At 62.1% G+C, this 15,029-nt stretch carries 14 protein-coding genes and 1 tRNA gene; 11 read left to right on the top strand and 4 right to left on the bottom strand.

The features are described from left to right. The first annotated feature begins 122 nt into the window (after positions 1 to 122). Both EN851_RS37095 and EN851_RS37090 read left to right on the top strand, forming a co-directional pair. Complete coding sequence (locus EN851_RS37095) at positions 123 to 1,286, top strand: GGDEF domain-containing protein (protein ID WP_245455339.1); 1,164 nt, start codon at positions 123 to 125, stop codon at positions 1,284 to 1,286. Then, positions 1,280 to 1,945, top strand: a complete 666-nt coding sequence (locus EN851_RS37090; RefSeq protein ID WP_245454739.1) for an EAL domain-containing protein — start codon at positions 1,280 to 1,282, stop codon at positions 1,943 to 1,945. Before EN851_RS37095 ends, EN851_RS37090 begins: the two co-directional genes overlap by 7 nt. Before the next feature lie 1,454 nt (positions 1,946 to 3,399). Here the strand turns inward: EN851_RS37090 and EN851_RS15970 are convergent. Together EN851_RS15970 and EN851_RS15965 are read right to left on the bottom strand one after the other, a co-directional pair. Continuing rightward, on the bottom strand, positions 3,400 to 4,722 hold the full coding sequence (locus EN851_RS15970; protein WP_126057794.1) for an integrase: 1,323 nt from the start codon (positions 4,720 to 4,722) through the stop codon (positions 3,400 to 3,402). A 114-nt stretch (positions 4,723 to 4,836) separates the two neighbouring features. Then, positions 4,837 to 4,926 (bottom strand) — tRNA-Ser (locus EN851_RS15965). Positions 4,927 to 5,259: 333 nt separating this feature from the next. Here EN851_RS15965 and EN851_RS15960 point away from each other — a divergent pair. The 4 genes from EN851_RS15960 (at position 5,260) to EN851_RS15945 (ending at position 7,559) form a co-directional block, all read left to right on the top strand. After that, positions 5,260 to 5,928 carry a 50S ribosomal protein L21 gene (locus EN851_RS15960; protein WP_127275341.1) on the top strand — a complete coding sequence of 223 codons (669 nt, stop codon included), beginning with the start codon at positions 5,260 to 5,262 and terminating at the stop codon, positions 5,926 to 5,928. 98 nt (positions 5,929 to 6,026) lie between these two features. After that, positions 6,027 to 6,296 carry a 50S ribosomal protein L27 gene (rpmA, locus tag EN851_RS15955; protein ID WP_013529063.1) on the top strand — a complete coding sequence of 90 codons (270 nt, stop codon included), beginning with the start codon at positions 6,027 to 6,029 and terminating at the stop codon, positions 6,294 to 6,296. Between the two features lie 120 nt (positions 6,297 to 6,416). Further along, positions 6,417 to 7,004, top strand: a complete 588-nt coding sequence (locus tag EN851_RS15950) for a GNAT family protein (protein WP_189521853.1) — start codon at positions 6,417 to 6,419, stop codon at positions 7,002 to 7,004. A 21-nt stretch (positions 7,005 to 7,025) separates the two neighbouring features. Beyond that, positions 7,026 to 7,559 (top strand): GNAT family protein, encoded by a 534-nt coding sequence (locus tag EN851_RS15945; RefSeq protein ID WP_135929572.1) that lies wholly within the window; start codon positions 7,026 to 7,028, stop codon positions 7,557 to 7,559. A 7-nt stretch (positions 7,560 to 7,566) separates the two neighbouring features. Here the strand turns inward: EN851_RS15945 and EN851_RS15940 are convergent, their stop codons facing one another. Next, entirely contained in the window at positions 7,567 to 8,436 is an 870-nt protein-coding gene (locus EN851_RS15940) for an endonuclease/exonuclease/phosphatase family protein (protein WP_135929571.1), read from the bottom strand. A gap of 130 nt (positions 8,437 to 8,566) precedes the next feature. Between EN851_RS15940 and obgE the strand changes: the two genes are divergently transcribed. From obgE to EN851_RS15915, 5 genes are all read left to right on the top strand, one after another. Beyond that, positions 8,567 to 9,598 (top strand): GTPase ObgE, encoded by a 1,032-nt coding sequence (gene obgE, locus EN851_RS15935; protein ID WP_127872161.1) that lies wholly within the window; start codon positions 8,567 to 8,569, stop codon positions 9,596 to 9,598. 4 nt (positions 9,599 to 9,602) lie between these two features. Further along, complete coding sequence (proB, locus tag EN851_RS15930) at positions 9,603 to 10,739, top strand: glutamate 5-kinase (RefSeq protein WP_127872160.1); 1,137 nt, start codon at positions 9,603 to 9,605, stop codon at positions 10,737 to 10,739. Between the two features lie 3 nt (positions 10,740 to 10,742). Then, entirely contained in the window at positions 10,743 to 12,029 is a 1,287-nt protein-coding gene (locus tag EN851_RS15925; RefSeq protein WP_135929570.1) for a glutamate-5-semialdehyde dehydrogenase, read from the top strand. Positions 12,030 to 12,056: 27 nt separating this feature from the next. Next, entirely contained in the window at positions 12,057 to 12,689 is a 633-nt protein-coding gene (locus EN851_RS15920) for a nicotinate-nucleotide adenylyltransferase (RefSeq protein WP_245520748.1), read from the top strand. 88 nt (positions 12,690 to 12,777) lie between these two features. Next, positions 12,778 to 14,070 carry an MFS transporter gene (locus tag EN851_RS15915; protein WP_135929569.1) on the top strand — a complete coding sequence of 431 codons (1,293 nt, stop codon included), beginning with the start codon at positions 12,778 to 12,780 and terminating at the stop codon, positions 14,068 to 14,070. On the opposite strand, the gene EN851_RS15910 is transcribed toward EN851_RS15915, so the two are convergent. After that, complete coding sequence (locus EN851_RS15910; protein WP_135917109.1) at positions 14,071 to 14,922, bottom strand: mechanosensitive ion channel domain-containing protein; 852 nt, start codon at positions 14,920 to 14,922, stop codon at positions 14,071 to 14,073. Positions 14,923 to 15,029: the final 107 nt, after the last annotated feature.

Genomic DNA, 15,029 nt, shown 5'->3' with positions numbered 1-15,029 from the left:
ATAGGCTGCGGACAAGCAGGAGTAAGCAAGCTGACCCGTCCAGCCTTGGAAAAGAAGATCCGCTGGAGGCGAGAATCCTTCAGGACCAGCTCGCTGATCTGAGGGCAGGCCTTTTCGTCTCAATGCCGATAAGCATTGTGCTGTCCGGGCTGATTTTGACCGTGCAGGCCCTTTCCGGGAACGGTCTTGCTGGCGCGGCCTGGTTTTCGGTCGTTAATGCGATAAATGCCGCCCGCCTTGCACTCGCCCGTCATCAGCTGAAGGAACCCGGAGTCCAGGATGATCTGACACGGGTTTGGCTGCGGCTTCGCTGGTTTGGCAGGCTTGCTCTTCTGGCGGGATTCACCTGGTCATTCCTTGCCATCCTAACGGCTGGATACACGACGTCTCAAGCATCGCTGCATCTAATAATTCTGGCGGGCATTTCAGCTGGCGCGGTCACGTACGGCAGCTCATATGCTGCGGCAGCGATATGCTTCATCACACCGCCACTCCTCATTGCCGCCGCATGTTTGCTGACGAAGGGAGCCCCGGAAAACTACATTCTGGCTTTTGCCGTCCTGCTTTTCGAGGGCGGCCTGGTTCGATCCTCGTTCGTTGGACAAGCGCGCTTCCGTGACGCGAGCCGCCTGAGACATCAAGCCGAGCGGCTTGCCGCGGAAATGGAGCGCAATTCCAGGGAGGACCATCTTACCGCGCTCCTCAACAGGCGGGGCCTCGAACATGCAATCGATCAGTTTGAGAACACCGATGGACCCTTTGTGGCCATGCTGATTGATCTGGACGGGTTCAAATCTGTCAACGGTACCTACGGTCACAGAACGGGTGACGAGCTGCTTGCCAGGATCGCCCGCCGAATAGAGGAAGAAGCACCGGAGGGCTCAACGCTCGCCCGCATCGGTGGGGATGAATTCGTGCTGGTTTTTTCTTCGCGAAAGAATTCTCCTTCTCCCACCAATCTCGCGTCCAATCTCATAGCCAAGCTTGCTCGCCCCTATCCTGGGATCGCATCCGTCCGCATTGGAGCGTCTATAGGAATCTACTTGGCTGAAAACCCCGGACTGACGGAAATGTTGTTGCGGGCCGACATCGCCCTTTACACAGCTAAGCGCCGCGGCAGGAATGAATTTTGTCTGTTCGGTGCCGAGCTAGCCCGGGAACTGCAACGCCGCCAGTCAATCGAACGCGATCTTCATTCGGCGATAACGATGAGAAGCTTGGTCGCTTGGTTTCAGCCAATCGTAAGACTCGAAACTGAAGCGTCGTCGGTTTTGAAGCCTTGCTAAGATGGTCTCACCCGCTTCACGGTCCCATTTCTCCGCCCGAGATCATGACAGCGGCACGCGAAACTGGAATGCTTCAGCTGCTAACTCAAACGGTATTCGCCGACTGTTGCGCTCTTATCGAGGGCTTGGTCAAAGCTGACCGTCGTGATGTTCGTGTGGCGATGAATGTTTCACCGCGCGAGTTGGAAGCTGGCGATATTGACGAGATGATTCTTAATGGTCTGGCGGCAAAAGACCTCCCTGCAACGATGTTCGACATCGAGATTACCGAAGAAGCCCCAGTGGATCCGGACAGAGTGGATGAAAAGCTCGGCCAGCTTTCACATGCTGGCATTTCTATCGCGCTCGAGGACTTCGGCACCGGTTTTTCGACGTTGGCATCGCTCAAGGACAGTCGGATCAGGAAAGTGAAAATAGATCAGGGCTTCATTCGCGGCTTAGCCAAGTCCCGGGAGAATCGGCTGCTTGTCAAAGCGGTGATTGACCTTGGTAGGACGCTCGGGATCGAGGTCATGGCCGAGGGCGTTGAAACAGAGGCAGATCGGCAAACTCTGTACAAGCTTGGCTGCAGAACCGCGCAGGGCTTCCTGTTCTCTAAGGCAGTGCCTCTCCATTTGGCACTTGATTCGGTAGTAAAAGAGCACGCGAAGGAGTTGTGACCGGCCTCTCCGTCCGTGCTGCTCGCGGAACTTTCATGTGGGGTGGACCTGACGCGCGAAAGCCGTTTCGGACGGTAGAGTTATTACGGGGGCGAAACTGAGCACGTGGTTTGGATAGCAGCAATCCGGTCCACCGGCGCACATGCAGCGGCTTCATACAAGCGTTCAAGTTGCGAGATGAGCTTGAGTGAACGACGTCGGAGAATTGCGTCCCTTGGACGCTGGTTTCGCGGTTCCCGTAGGATTCGATTACGGGAAGCGTTCTTGGCTGCTTCTCGGCTCAGCGCTCATCTGGATGAACAACGTACCCGCGGTCAAGGTTTTCGCGACCTCAACCCAGTCACCATCCCGCAACAGCAGCGGTCGGGTCCTGATCAAGCGCTCAGCCTCAGCACAGGTGCTGGAGCAACGGTAGAGCGCGGAAAACGTGTATCGGAATGCGCTGGCTCACCATAGGAAGCTGCCACGGCATGTCGAATGTCCCCAGGGGGCGGGACCGTTCCCTTGCATTTGTCTCGATGACGGGCTCTCAAAGCTAAAGCCAAGAGAGCTTTATAAAAATCGCACCCGATCGGCTGCGCAACGACGACCAGCTGAGGCCCGATCGGGTGCTAAGGTCGTGCCAAAAAAGGCGCGTCACTGTCGCATTTCTAGCCGGCTTGCGATCGGACGTCATCTCTTGGCGATCGTTGCCCCTTCTCTCAAATGCGCTTAGCGGCGCCGACGGCGAATAGCGCAAGCTTTTCCACCCGTTTCTACTCCACTACCGAGACTCGTCACCAACCTCCTTTTATTCGCTTCCATATGGCCCATCCTGTCTCCAATCGAGGAGGAGCGCGAACATGGGCCAAGCCGTAGAACGTCTCAGTCTCGGGAATTCTTCTGCTCGCCAAACTGCCGTTGTCACCGGCACCATATTTGGCAGGGTGACAGTGAACGACAAGATATCAGGCGTTCTTGTCTGGGCTGAACTATGCTTGCAAGCCATAACCCAAAAATCGCCGATCCCTTTGAATTCGAGCCGGATGAATGGGTGTTTCAAAATTTTTGGCGGTTTTAGGCAGAACCCTCCGATGGCCCGCGTACCGGTCAAGCTTCGTGAGCACTTTAGGTTCGTCGATCAGGCATAGGTTTGTATCCCATGCCACATGCTGGCCGTTTGCCTAGTTCGGAAGCCCTCGAGAGGCGTTGCTCGTCTTGGTATGGCGTCGCCCCTTTTTCCGATCCATCGGCCACGGAGCTAGAATGCTGTCTAGCTGTTGCCGCCTACTTGGTCATCCGGCATGGAGATGCCTATATACCGACCTTCGAAAGGCTGGAATACGAGGTCGAACAAATGCGGCGGAAGCTCGGAAATCGCGAGCGAGCGCAGCGCGTGCTGGCCACGCTCAACCTAAATGGCTCGGACAGCTGGAGCCGTGAGGTTGGTTCTCAAGGCCTGGATGGCGCCGCAATCACATTCGCCCGGGCGGGGTAAAAGCGATTTTTTGAAGCCACTCGCGCTTTTGCGCTAACGAAGGTCCCGCGCCGTATTTGGGCCGGATCCATTTGTGGCCCATCAGAGAAGCAATTACCTTCTCCGGCGCCTCAACTGCCGTCAGCCGGTCCTCGAAAGTGTGTCGCAGGCTATAAAGACTATGCTCGGAAGTCGGCAGAAGTTCCTTGCTGGCGAGCACCTTGTTGACGAGCGCTGAAAGTGACGCGGCCTTGTCGCGATAACGAGGAAAGCCGTCCGGATGGAGCTTGATGGCTGCAAGTGCGCCGCCAACCAAGGGAATGTCACGGGCTGAATGACCGGTCTTCAAGCGACGGCCATTGGGGCGCACCCGCACATGCGGGATTTCTTGATCGAGGTGGATTGTTTCGGTGGTGAGGTTTGCCGCTTCAGAAAGCCTGAGTCCGGTATCGGCAATCACATAGATTAGATGGCGGGCTTCGTCATTGAGTCCGTCGAGCGCGCCTTCAGCGAGTATCTTCTCCTGAATGAACTCCGCTGTGAACGCAGCGCGTTGCCCGGGGACGGCGCCGGAAAGACGCAGGTTTCGAAAAACCGGCTCCAGCTTGAGCTGGTGAGTCAGATCGACGACGCGCAGCATTTTCGAAACATGGCCGATGTCCTTGTTGGCCGTACCGATATCAAGTCCATCCTCAACGATCCGCTTTTGCCACCACTCGCGGAACGCGATTGCGTCGTCCCGAGTGAGGCTTGCGATCTCCTTGTCGCCAATGACTCCAACCAGATTGGCAACTGCGCGCTTTTTGGGGTTACGCCATTTCTTGATTTGGTTAGGCGACATGGTCAGCAAGTTCTGTTGCTCGATCGTCTCGAATTCCTTGATAAGACCGCTCAGGCGGACCGCTGGCCGCTTCTCCCCACCCATGACGGCCGAGACGTCCTGCGCGTCCTCGATCGATTTTTTGTCGAGGAGCAGCTTGATACGGGCCATGAGTTCGTCGAGCGGCCCCGCTGCTAGTTCCTCGTTAGAGCGATAGGCCAATCCAAATGACCGCGCGCGCTTCCTCGCGGCTTCGAAACGCAGCCCCGCCTCGGCGGATTGGCCTTCCCGCAGTCTACGCCAATACGCCTCCAGCCCCGCGCCGAGGCTTTGCACTGCATCTCGCGCCCGTACACCGCGGGGATCGTCAGCCACGGCGACGCCCGTGGAAATGCGTACTAGGCAGCGGCGATCAAACGCCGCGAATTCCTTCGGCACCCTGCGGACGAGATACCAGATGCCTTCACGTTTATGCGGCTTTGGCGCTGCGGAACGTCGCATTATCTTTCTCTAATGTTACACAGTTTGTTACACAGTCTAAGATAAGTTTCGCTTCGCGCTGGTCAAGCGCAACAAGGAAGCTTTTGAAAGGAAACGATTATTATGGAAGCTAAATGGCGGAGAGGGAGGGATTCGAACCCCCGATGGGCTTGCACCCATGCCGCATTTCGAGTGCGGTGCATTCGACCACTCTGCCACCTCTCCGCGGTCATGGTCCGCCGTTGCCGGCGCGGCGCACTAGATAACGGCTGATCGGGCAGGTTACAAGGCCAAATCCGCCGGAAATTCAGCTTGCCGTCCCGGACCTTGCCTGGACCGATGCCGCCCGTCCCCGGCAGGCAATGTCGGCTGGTCCGCCGAGGCAAGGAATCGGGCTGTTTGCCTTGACTCCCACGTAACCTTCGGTTAGGGACAGCGCGCAATCGGCGTGGAGGGTTCTTCCGCGCCGCTTGTTTTTTGAACCCGCAGACTGACAAAAAGACGGCCGAACCGCCAGAGGCGGTTCATCAAGGCCGACCGAACAGCGAAAGGCAAAAAATGTTCGCAGTCATTAAAACGGGCGGTAAGCAGTATCGCGTTGCCGCCAACGATCTCCTGAAGATCGAAAAAGTCGAAGCCAATGTCGGCGACATCGTCGAGATCGGCCACGTGCTCGCGCATGGCGAGGGCGAGAATGTCACGTTCGGCGCGCCGTTCGTCGATGGCGCTCTGGTCACCGCCGAAGTCGTCGAGCAGGGCAAGAACCGCACGGTCATCGCTTTCAAGAAGCGCCGCCGCCAGAATTCGCGCCGCAAGATCGGCCATCGCCAGCTTTTGACCACCGTGCGGATCTCCGAGATCCTGCTGGGTGGCGCCAAGCCCGCCAAGAAGGCCGCCGTCAAGGCGGAAGCCAAGGCTGAGGTTGCTGCCGAGGCCGCGCCGAAGGAAGCCAAGGCCAAGAAGGACGCCCCCAAGGAAGAAGCGAAGGCCGAGGCCGTCGCCGCGCCGCTGTTCAAGGCGCCGAAGGGCGAGCCGGACGACCTGACCGTGATCAAGGGCATCGGCCCGGTCGCCGCCAAGGATCTCGCCGAGCAGGGCATCATCACCTTCGCGCAGCTCGCCAAGCTCAGCGACAAGGATGTCGCCAAGATCGACGAGCACATGCCGTTCAGCGCCGACCAGATCAAGGACTGGCGCGAACAGGCCAAGGAACTGGCGAAGAAGTAATTTTTCCGGCGAAACATCAGCCGGATCGGACTTGAAACGGAACGCGAACGCGTTCATAAGGCCTTTTAGGCGCCTTGCGGCGCAACGGAGTTAGTTAGATGGCACACAAGAAAGCTGGCGGCTCGTCGCGCAACGGTCGCGACTCGCATTCCAAGCGTCTGGGCGTGAAGAAGTTCGGCGGCGAAGCCGTCATCCCGGGCAACATCATCATTCGTCAACGCGGCACGACCTGGCACCCCGGCGTCAATGTCGGCATGGGCACGGACCATACGCTTTTCGCGCTCGAAACCGGCGCCGTGACGTTCAACAAAAAAGCCAACGGCCGAACCTACGTATCGGTCAACCCGATTGCCAAAGCCGCGGAGTAGCCGGTTCCGCACTAGAACACCGGCGCCCATCTCGGGAACCGGTGTCTGGCAAAGCCAGGAAAAGGATCAGGGGAGATGGGTTTCCATCTCCCCTTTTTCTTTTGCCTGGAGGACGTTGAAATGGTTGCCGAAGCGGAAGACTCAGAAGACGAAAGTTACGCGATAGATTGTCCGGTGCTGGTTACGGAGCGGCTGGTCATGCGCGCTCCCGAGGAGCGGGATATCGCCCAACTGGTCGAGCTTGCCGACAACCGTCACGTCGCCGAAATGCTGGCCCGCATGCCGCACCCCTATGGCGAAGCCGAGGGGCGTGCCTTCCTCGCCATGACCAAGGCGCGCCGCGCCGGCATCGCCTATGCGCTGACGCTGGCCGGCACCGACACTTTCGTCGGCTGCGCGGGCTTGAACACCACCGATCGCGGGCTGGAGCTCGGCTACTGGATCGGCGAGCCCCACTGGAAGCGCGGCTATGCGACCGAAGCAGCGCACGCGCTGGTCGATCTCGCCTTTCAGAAGACGTCGATTCAGGTGCTGCATGCCTCGACGCGGGTCATCAACCCGGCCTCGCGCCGGGTGATCCACAAGTGCGGCTTCCAGTATGCCGGCCAGGGCATGCTGAACTCGATCGTCGCCGGCCAGGTGCCAGTGGAGCGATACAGGCTGGACCGGAAGACGTGGACCAGCCTCAGGAACTGGGTCCACTTTTGATGCATCGGGTTGGTGAGACCAATGGTTGAGGGCAGCACCGATATCGGAACGGTCGCGATCGTGCCGTTGGCTCCGGGGCATATTGAAAGCTTTCATCACGCGCTCGATCTCGTCTCGCGGGAGCGGAAGTACCTGTCCTTTCTCGAGGCGCCGCCCCTGGATCACGTCAGGGAATTCCAACTGGGGCGTATCGGGAGAGGCGATCCAGGATGTGTGGCTGTCGTTGGTGGCGAGGTTGTCGGCTGGTGCGACATCACTCGCCATGATCGGCTCATACACGCCCATCGCGGCTCGCTTGGAATGGGTCTTCTCCCCGCCTATCGGGGCGGTGGCCTCGGGCGGAAGCTCATCGAAGCGACGCTGGCGCAAGCGCGTGAGGCTGGCTTCGTCCGTATCGAACTTTCGGTGCACTCCGACAATGCGCGCGCCATTTCGCTTTACGACAAGGTCGGGTTTGTCAGGGAGGGCCTGCAGCGCGATGCTGTCTATATCGACGGGGAACACCGGGACGCGATCATGATGGCGATCGTCGAACGTCAGAATGCAGCCGGATAAGAAGCCATCAGCCCAGTTCGACCCAGACCGGGTGGTGGTCGGAACCGGCGGCTTGCCGGTCTACCCAGAGGCGCTTCAGGGATTTGGCAAGCGACGCGCTGGTAAAGACATAGTCGATGCGCTTGTGGCGGCTGGCGTTGGTGGGGTCCTTGGGATCGACCCAGGAGACGAGATCCTCGCCGGCGACATCGAGGCGCACGGCGGCATCGACGGCGAAGTCGGCGGTCAACGGCATGCCGAATTCATGGTCCGGCCGGCCGGCAAGTTCGACATATTCCGGCGAGCCGGCCAGCATGTTGAAATCGCCCATGCCGACAAAGGCTTCCGGATGGGGCAGTTCCGGCAGGCCGATCTCGGCGACGCCGGACAATGCGCCGCCTTCGAGCGCATAATTCAACAGGCGCTGGCGCAGGAACTGAATCTGGCTGGCGCGCTCGACCGGGCTGCGGTGATCGAGATGGATGGAATAGAAGCGGATGAAACCAAGCGGCGTCTCGATCAGCGCTTCGAGTGCGCCGCGCTGGAAGTTCATCATCTCGAAGCTGCGGCTGCGCGGCAAGAGCAGGTTGCGCGACAGATGAATGGGCGTCCTCGACAAGACCATGTTGCCGAGCTGGAAGGTGGTGGTGATGGCGCGGCCGTTCTCGATGCGCGAGCCGATATTGGCCTCGAAATTGCTGCCATAGACGGCGAAATAATCGGGCAGCGCCTCGCCGATCTCGGCGACCATGTCGCGGCCGCCGTTCCTGGGATTGTTGCGGGTGACCTCCTGCAGCGCGATCACGTCGGCGCCGCGCACGGCATCGGCGATGCGCCCGACATCGTAGCGCCCATCGAGACCGATGCCGTACTGGATGTTGTAGGATACAAGCTTCATTCCGACATCTCCGGCCGAGCCCACACGGCCATTGTCACAAAACGGCCTCGCCCTTGGCCGCGCCTTGGTTTAGAGCAAGGCCCAAGGTTTAGAGCAATGCCGCAAGGCCAATAAAAGAAACTGCGATCCCATGAAATTTCTCGATCAAGCCAAGGTCTATGTCCGCTCCGGCGACGGCGGCGCCGGTTCGGTGTCGTTCCGGCGCGAAAAATTCATCGAATTCGGCGGGCCGGATGGCGGCGACGGCGGCCGCGGCGGCGATGTCTGGCTGGAAGCGGTCGATGGGCTGAACACGCTGATCGACTATCGCTACCAGCAGCACTTCAAGGCCAAGACCGGCGTCCACGGCATGGGCCGCAACATGACCGGCGCCAAGGGTGCCGACGTCACACTGAAAGTGCCGGCCGGAACGCAGGTCTTCGAGGAAGACAACGAGACGCTGATCTGCGACCTGACCGTGGTCGGCCAGCGCTTCCTGCTCGCCAAGGGTGGCAATGGCGGCTTCGGCAACCAGCATTTCAAGACCTCGACCAACCAGGCGCCGCGCCGCGCCAATCCAGGCCTGCCGGGCGAGGAGCTCAACATCTGGCTCAGGCTGAAGCTGATCGCCGATGCCGGCCTGGTCGGGCTGCCCAATGCCGGCAAGTCGACGTTCCTGGCCGCCGTCACCGCGGCCAAGCCGAAGATCGCCGACTATCCGTTCACGACGCTGCATCCAGGCCTCGGCGTCGCGCGCATCGATGCACGCGAATTCGTCATCGCCGATATCCCGGGTCTGATTGAAGGCGCCCATGAAGGCGTCGGCATCGGCGACCGCTTCCTCGGCCATGTCGAGCGCACGCGTGTGTTGCTGCACCTTGTGTCGGCGCAGGAAGAGAATCCGGGCAAGGCCTACAAGACCGTGCGCGCCGAACTCGAAGCATACGGCCACGGCCTGACCGACAAGGTCGAGATCCTGGCGCTTTCCCAGGTCGACACGCTCGACGCCGACGCACGCAAGAAGAAGGTCGCTTCGCTCAAGCGCGCCGCCGGGCGTGCGCCGATGCTCCTGTCCGCCGTCACCGGCGAGGGCGTCGAGGCGGTGCAGCGCGCGCTGATGGCGGTGATCGCCGAAGCCCGCGCGCAAATTGCCGCCCCGGTCGAGACGCGCTGGGAAAAGTAGGGCCATGCAGTCGCTCAGGAAATACCGGCGCATCACCGTCAAGATCGGCTCGGCGCTGCTCGTCGACCGCACCAGCGGCCTGAAGCGCGACTGGCTTGCCTCGCTCGCCGACGATATTGCCGTGCTTGCCAATGGCGGCGCCGAGATCCTCGTCGTGTCGTCGGGCGCCATCGCGCTTGGCCGTACCATTCTCGACCTCGGCAAGAGGGCGCTGAAGCTCGAGGAAAGCCAGGCAGCGGCGGCCGTCGGCCAGATCGCGCTCGCCGGCGCCTGGTCGGATGCGCTCGGCAAAGGCGCCCTGAAATCGGGCCAGATCCTTTTGACACTCGGCGACACCGAGGAACGCCGCCGCTACCTCAATGCACGCGCGACGATATCGACGCTCTTGAAGATGAAGGCGGTGCCGGTCATCAACGAGAACGACACGGTGGCGACCTCCGAAATCCGCTATGGCGACAATGACCGGCTGGCCGCGCGGGTGGCGACGATGATGGGAGCGGACCTTCTGGTGCTGCTGTCCGACATTGACGGGCTCTACACCGCGCCGCCGGCGCGCGACCCGCAAGCCAAATTCATTCCGTTGGTCGACCGCATCACGCCCGACATCGAGGCGATGGCGGGTGCGGCGGCGTCCGAGCTGTCGCGCGGCGGCATGCGCACAAAGCTCGATGCCGGCAAGATCGCCACGGCCGCCGGCACGGCAATGATCATCACCTCCGGCACCCGGCTGTCGCCGCTGATGGCGATCGAGCGCGGCGAGCGCGCCACCTTCTTCAAGCCGAGCGCAAATCCGGTCAAGGGCTACAAGACCTGGATCGCCGGCCAGCTCGAACCGGCCGGGCGGCTGACCGTCGATGCCGGCGCCATCGGCGCGCTCATTTCGGGCAAGTCGCTGCTGCCGGCCGGCGTGAAACTGGTCAGCGGCAATTTCTCGCGCGGCGATACGGTGGCGATCCTGTCGCCCGAGGGCCGCGAGATCGCGCGCGGGCTGGTTGCCTACGATGCCGCCGATGCCGTAAGGATCGCAGGCCTGAAGACGGCCGAGATCGAAACCGTGCTCGGCTACGAGGCGCGTTCGGCGATGATCCACCGCGATGATCTCGTGGTGAGTCACGCTGGAGGCGACATAAGCGGAGGATGAGCCATGCTGAAGCTGCATGAAAAATCCGGGGACGATACCGTGGCGCTGATGGCCAATATCGGCCGCCGTGCCCGCGCTGCCGCGCGACCGCTGGCCATCGCCACCACCGCCGCCAAGAATGCCGCGCTTGTCGCCATGGCCGAGGCAATCCTCGCCCGGGAACGGGACATTCTCGACGCCAACGCCGTCGACGTCTCGAATGGTGAGGAATCCGGGCTGTCGGCCTCGTTCATGGACCGGCTGAAACTCAATCCGGCGCGCATCCGCGCCATGGCGGATGGCATCCGCGAAATTGCCGAGCTCAAGGATCCGGTTGGCGACGTCATTGCCGCATGGGATCGCCCCAACGGCCTGCACATAGAGCGCGTGCGTACGCCGCTCGGTGTCGTCGGCGTCATCTATGAAAGCCGGCCGAACGTGACGGCGGATGCCGGCGCGCTTTGCCTCAAGGCCGGCAATCCGGTGATCTTGCGCGGCGGCTCGGATTCGCTCAATTCCTCCTCGGCGATCCACGCCTGCCTGGTCGAGGGGCTGAAGGCGGCCGGTCTGCCCGAGGATGCCATCCAGTTGGTGCCGACCACCGACCGCGCCGCGGTCGGCGAAATGCTCAAAGGGCTTGGCGGCAATCTCGACGTCATCATTCCGCGCGGCGGCAAAAGCCTGGTCGGGCGGGTGCAGAGCGAGGCGCGCGTGCCGGTCTTCGCCCACCTCGAAGGCATCTGCCATCTCTACATCGACCGTTCCGCCGAGCTCGACATGGCGGTGAAGATCGCGGTCAACGCCAAGATGCGGCGCACCGGTGTCTGCGGTGCCGCCGAGACGCTGCTGGTCGACCGCGCGGTCGCCACCACCCATCTGGTGCCGATCCTCGATGCCTTGCGCGCCGCCGGCTGTGAAATCCATGCCGATGCCGAAGTGATGAAAGTCTTCTTCGACGCCAAGCCGGCGACCGATGCCGACTGGGTGACGGAATATCTCGACGCCATCATCGCGGTGAAGCTGGTCGACGGCATCAGTGGCGCGATCGACCACATTGAGACCTTTTCGTCGCATCACACCGAGGCGATCGTCGCCGAGGATGGCCAGGCGGTGGAACGGTTCTTCAACGAGATCGATTCGGCGATCCTGCTGCACAACGCCTCGACGCAGTTCGCCGATGGCGGCGAATTCGGCATGGGCGCTGAGATCGGCATCGCCACCGGCAAGATGCATGCGCGCGGGCCGGTCGGCGTCGAACAGCTGACCTCGTTCAAATACCGTGTACGCGGGTCCGGACAGGTGAGACCTTGACGCTGTTCGTCGCCAGAGCCTGAAGCGATGCTGGCTTCTTCCGAACCGGCGGTACCCTCCCACTATCTTCGCATGCCGCACGCCGAAAAGGGCCTCGCGGTGGGTCTGTTCGGCGGCTCGTTCAACCCGCCGCATGCCGGCCACGCCCTGGTTGCCGAAATCGCTTTGCGGCGCCTGGCGCTCGACCAGCTATGGTGGATGGTGACGCCGGGCAATCCGTTGAAAAGCACGCGCGAGCTAGCGCCGCTGAGCGAGCGCATCGCGTTTTCCGAGAAGATCGCCAAGAACCCGAAGATCAAGGTCACGGCCTTCGAGGCGGCACACAATGTGCGCTACACCGCGGACACGCTGGCTCTGGTCAAGGCGCGCAATCCCGGCGTCGACTTCGTCTGGATCATGGGCGCCGACTCGCTGCGCGATTTCCACCGCTGGCAGCGCTGGCGCGAGATTGTGCTCACCTTTCCGATCGCGGTCATCGACCGTCCGGGCGCCACGCTGTCGTTCCTGTCGTCGGTGGTTGCCAAGACCTTCGACTACGCCCGCATCGACGAGGGCGACGCACCGCTGCTCGCCCGCATGAAGGCGCCGGCCTGGACCTTTATCCACGGTCCGCGTTCATCGCTGTCGTCGAGCGCGATCCGCGAGATGGCGAAGGGCTGAGCGGCCGGTTCGGGTGGCGGAATCATCGGGCCCGCGATGTCGTTTTTGCAGCGGCATCCGCCCAATCAATAGGCGATGCTGATCGGGCATGCTGGAAAAGACCCACCCCACACTCGATCCCGAGCAAGGCGACACGCCCGCGCCGCTGATCGCGATTGCCAGCGTCATCGTATCGATGGCGCTGATTGCCATCGGCAATGGGCTGATGTTCGCCTACATCCCCGTGCGGCTCGGCGTGGAGGGGTTCGATCCGGTCTGGGCCGGGCTGATCGTCACCGGCCTGTCGGCGGGCGGCCTTGCCGGCTGCATCCTGACCGGGCCGCTGGTGCGCAGGGTCGGCCATGCACGCGCCTTCATGGTGCTGTCGGCGCTGATCGCGCTGTCCAATGCCGCTATCGGCGCCGGACCGCACCCGCTGCTGTGGATCGTGGCGCGCGCGCTTTACGGCTTTGCCATATGCGGCCTGTTCATCGTCGCGCAGAGCTGGCTCAACGATGCGCTGCCGAACGCCATACGCGGCCGGGTGATGGCTGTGTTTTACGTCGCCTATATTGCCGGCCTTGGCGTCGGCTACGCGACGCTTGCCGTCATCGACATCCACACGGCCGCGGCCTCGTTGATCGGCATCACCTTTACCGCCCTGTCGATCCTGCCTGTCGGCATGACGCGGCTTGCCCAGCCGCCAGCGCCGCAGGCGGCTTCGGTGGCGTTGCGCCAGGCCTGGCGGATCTCGCCGGTCGGCGTCGCCGGCATGCTGGCGGTCGGCGGCCTGTCGATGATCATTTCCGGCTTCGCGCCCATCCACGCCACCTCCAAGGGCTACAGCCAGGCCGATGTCGCGTTGCTGTTGTCGGTGATGCCAGTCGGCACGCTGATCCTGCAGATACCGCTCGGCTGGCTTTCGGATCGCACCGACCGGCGTTACGTGCTTGCCGGCGCCGCGGCGCTGGCGGTCGTCGCCAGCGTGCTTGCCATCGCCTTCGACGGCGGTGCGCTGATGGTCCTGTTGGTGATCTACCTGATCTGGGACGGGGCGGCGGAATCGATCTACGCTCTCTCCAGCGCGCATGCCGCCGACCGCGCCAGGAAGGATGAACTGCTCGCGCTGTCGAGTTCGATGCTGTTTGCCTGGTCGCTCGCCGGCTTCATCGTGCCGGGCATCGTCACTGCGCTTTCCGCCGTCTTCGGCACGGCAACCTTCATCTATGTCGGCATCGTCATCGCCTCGGTATTCTGCCTGTTCGTGCTGTGGCGGGTGATCGCGGCGCGGCCCGTTCCGGCGGCCGCCACGGGCAGTTTCGCGCCGATGTCGGCGCAAACACCGTTGCCGGTGGAACTCGCCTTCGCGCCGGACGAAGAGGTCCGCCACAGGGGCGGCTGATTATTGTTTGCGGACCTCGGGTGGCGGCGCTTCCGGGGGTGGCAGCGGGATGGAGATGCCTTCGCTGTCGAAGGCCTGCTTGGCGCGTTTCGTCATGTCGATCTGGGTGGCGAAATAGTCCGCCGCCGCGGTCCAGTAGCGCAAGGTGAGCGAAACGGTCGTGTCGCCGAGTGCGGCCACGAAGGCGATCGGCGCCGGTTCGCGGCGAATGCGCTTCTCGGCGCCGGCAATGGCAAGCAATGTCTTCTGCGCCCCATCTATGTCGTTCCAGGAGCCGATGCTGAGCGTGATGTCGGTGCGGCGCACGCCGTTGCGGGTGAAATTGCGTACCGGCTGATTCCACAGCGTCGAATTGGGGGCCAGTATGTAGACGCCGTCGGCGGTTCTGAGCTTCGTGGCGAAGAGGCCGATTTCCTCGACCGAACCGGCAATGGCGCCGACCTCGACGGATTCGCCGATGCGGAACGGCCGCAGCGCGAGCAGCATGATGCCGGCCGCGATGTTCTGCAGCGTGCCTTGCAGGGCGAGACCGATGGCCAGGCCGATGGCGCCGATCGCGGCGATGATCGATGCGGTCTGCACGCCGAACTGGCCGAGCACCATGATGACGACAAGGATCAGGATGGCGTAGCGCACGATCTTGGAAAAGAAATGCCGCAGCGTCGCGTCGAACCCGTGGATGTGGCCGAGGCCAGCCGAGATCGAGCGCTCGGCAAGGTTGGCAACGATGTAGCCGACCACCAGGAGGATGACGGCGCCGATGGCGGAGAAGGAATAGGAGACGATCAGCGTACTGAGCTGAGCGAGGCCGGCCTGGACGGTGAGAAGGGTGTTTTGCGGGTCGATCGGCATGGCGGGATTCCGGTTGGTCGGTCAGCCGATAACCGCTGCCGGACGCCTGGGTTCCGATGTTTTTTCGTGTCGCGCGGAACAATATGCCAGTCGGCAAGTTCGCGTCA

It is taken from the genome of Mesorhizobium sp. M8A.F.Ca.ET.208.01.1.1 (assembly GCF_004791315.1).
In the GTDB taxonomy this organism is placed as follows: domain Bacteria; phylum Pseudomonadota; class Alphaproteobacteria; order Rhizobiales; family Rhizobiaceae; genus Mesorhizobium.
The sequence above is the reverse complement of the archived record's forward strand: the minus strand, read 5'-3'. Positions and strand labels throughout refer to the sequence as shown.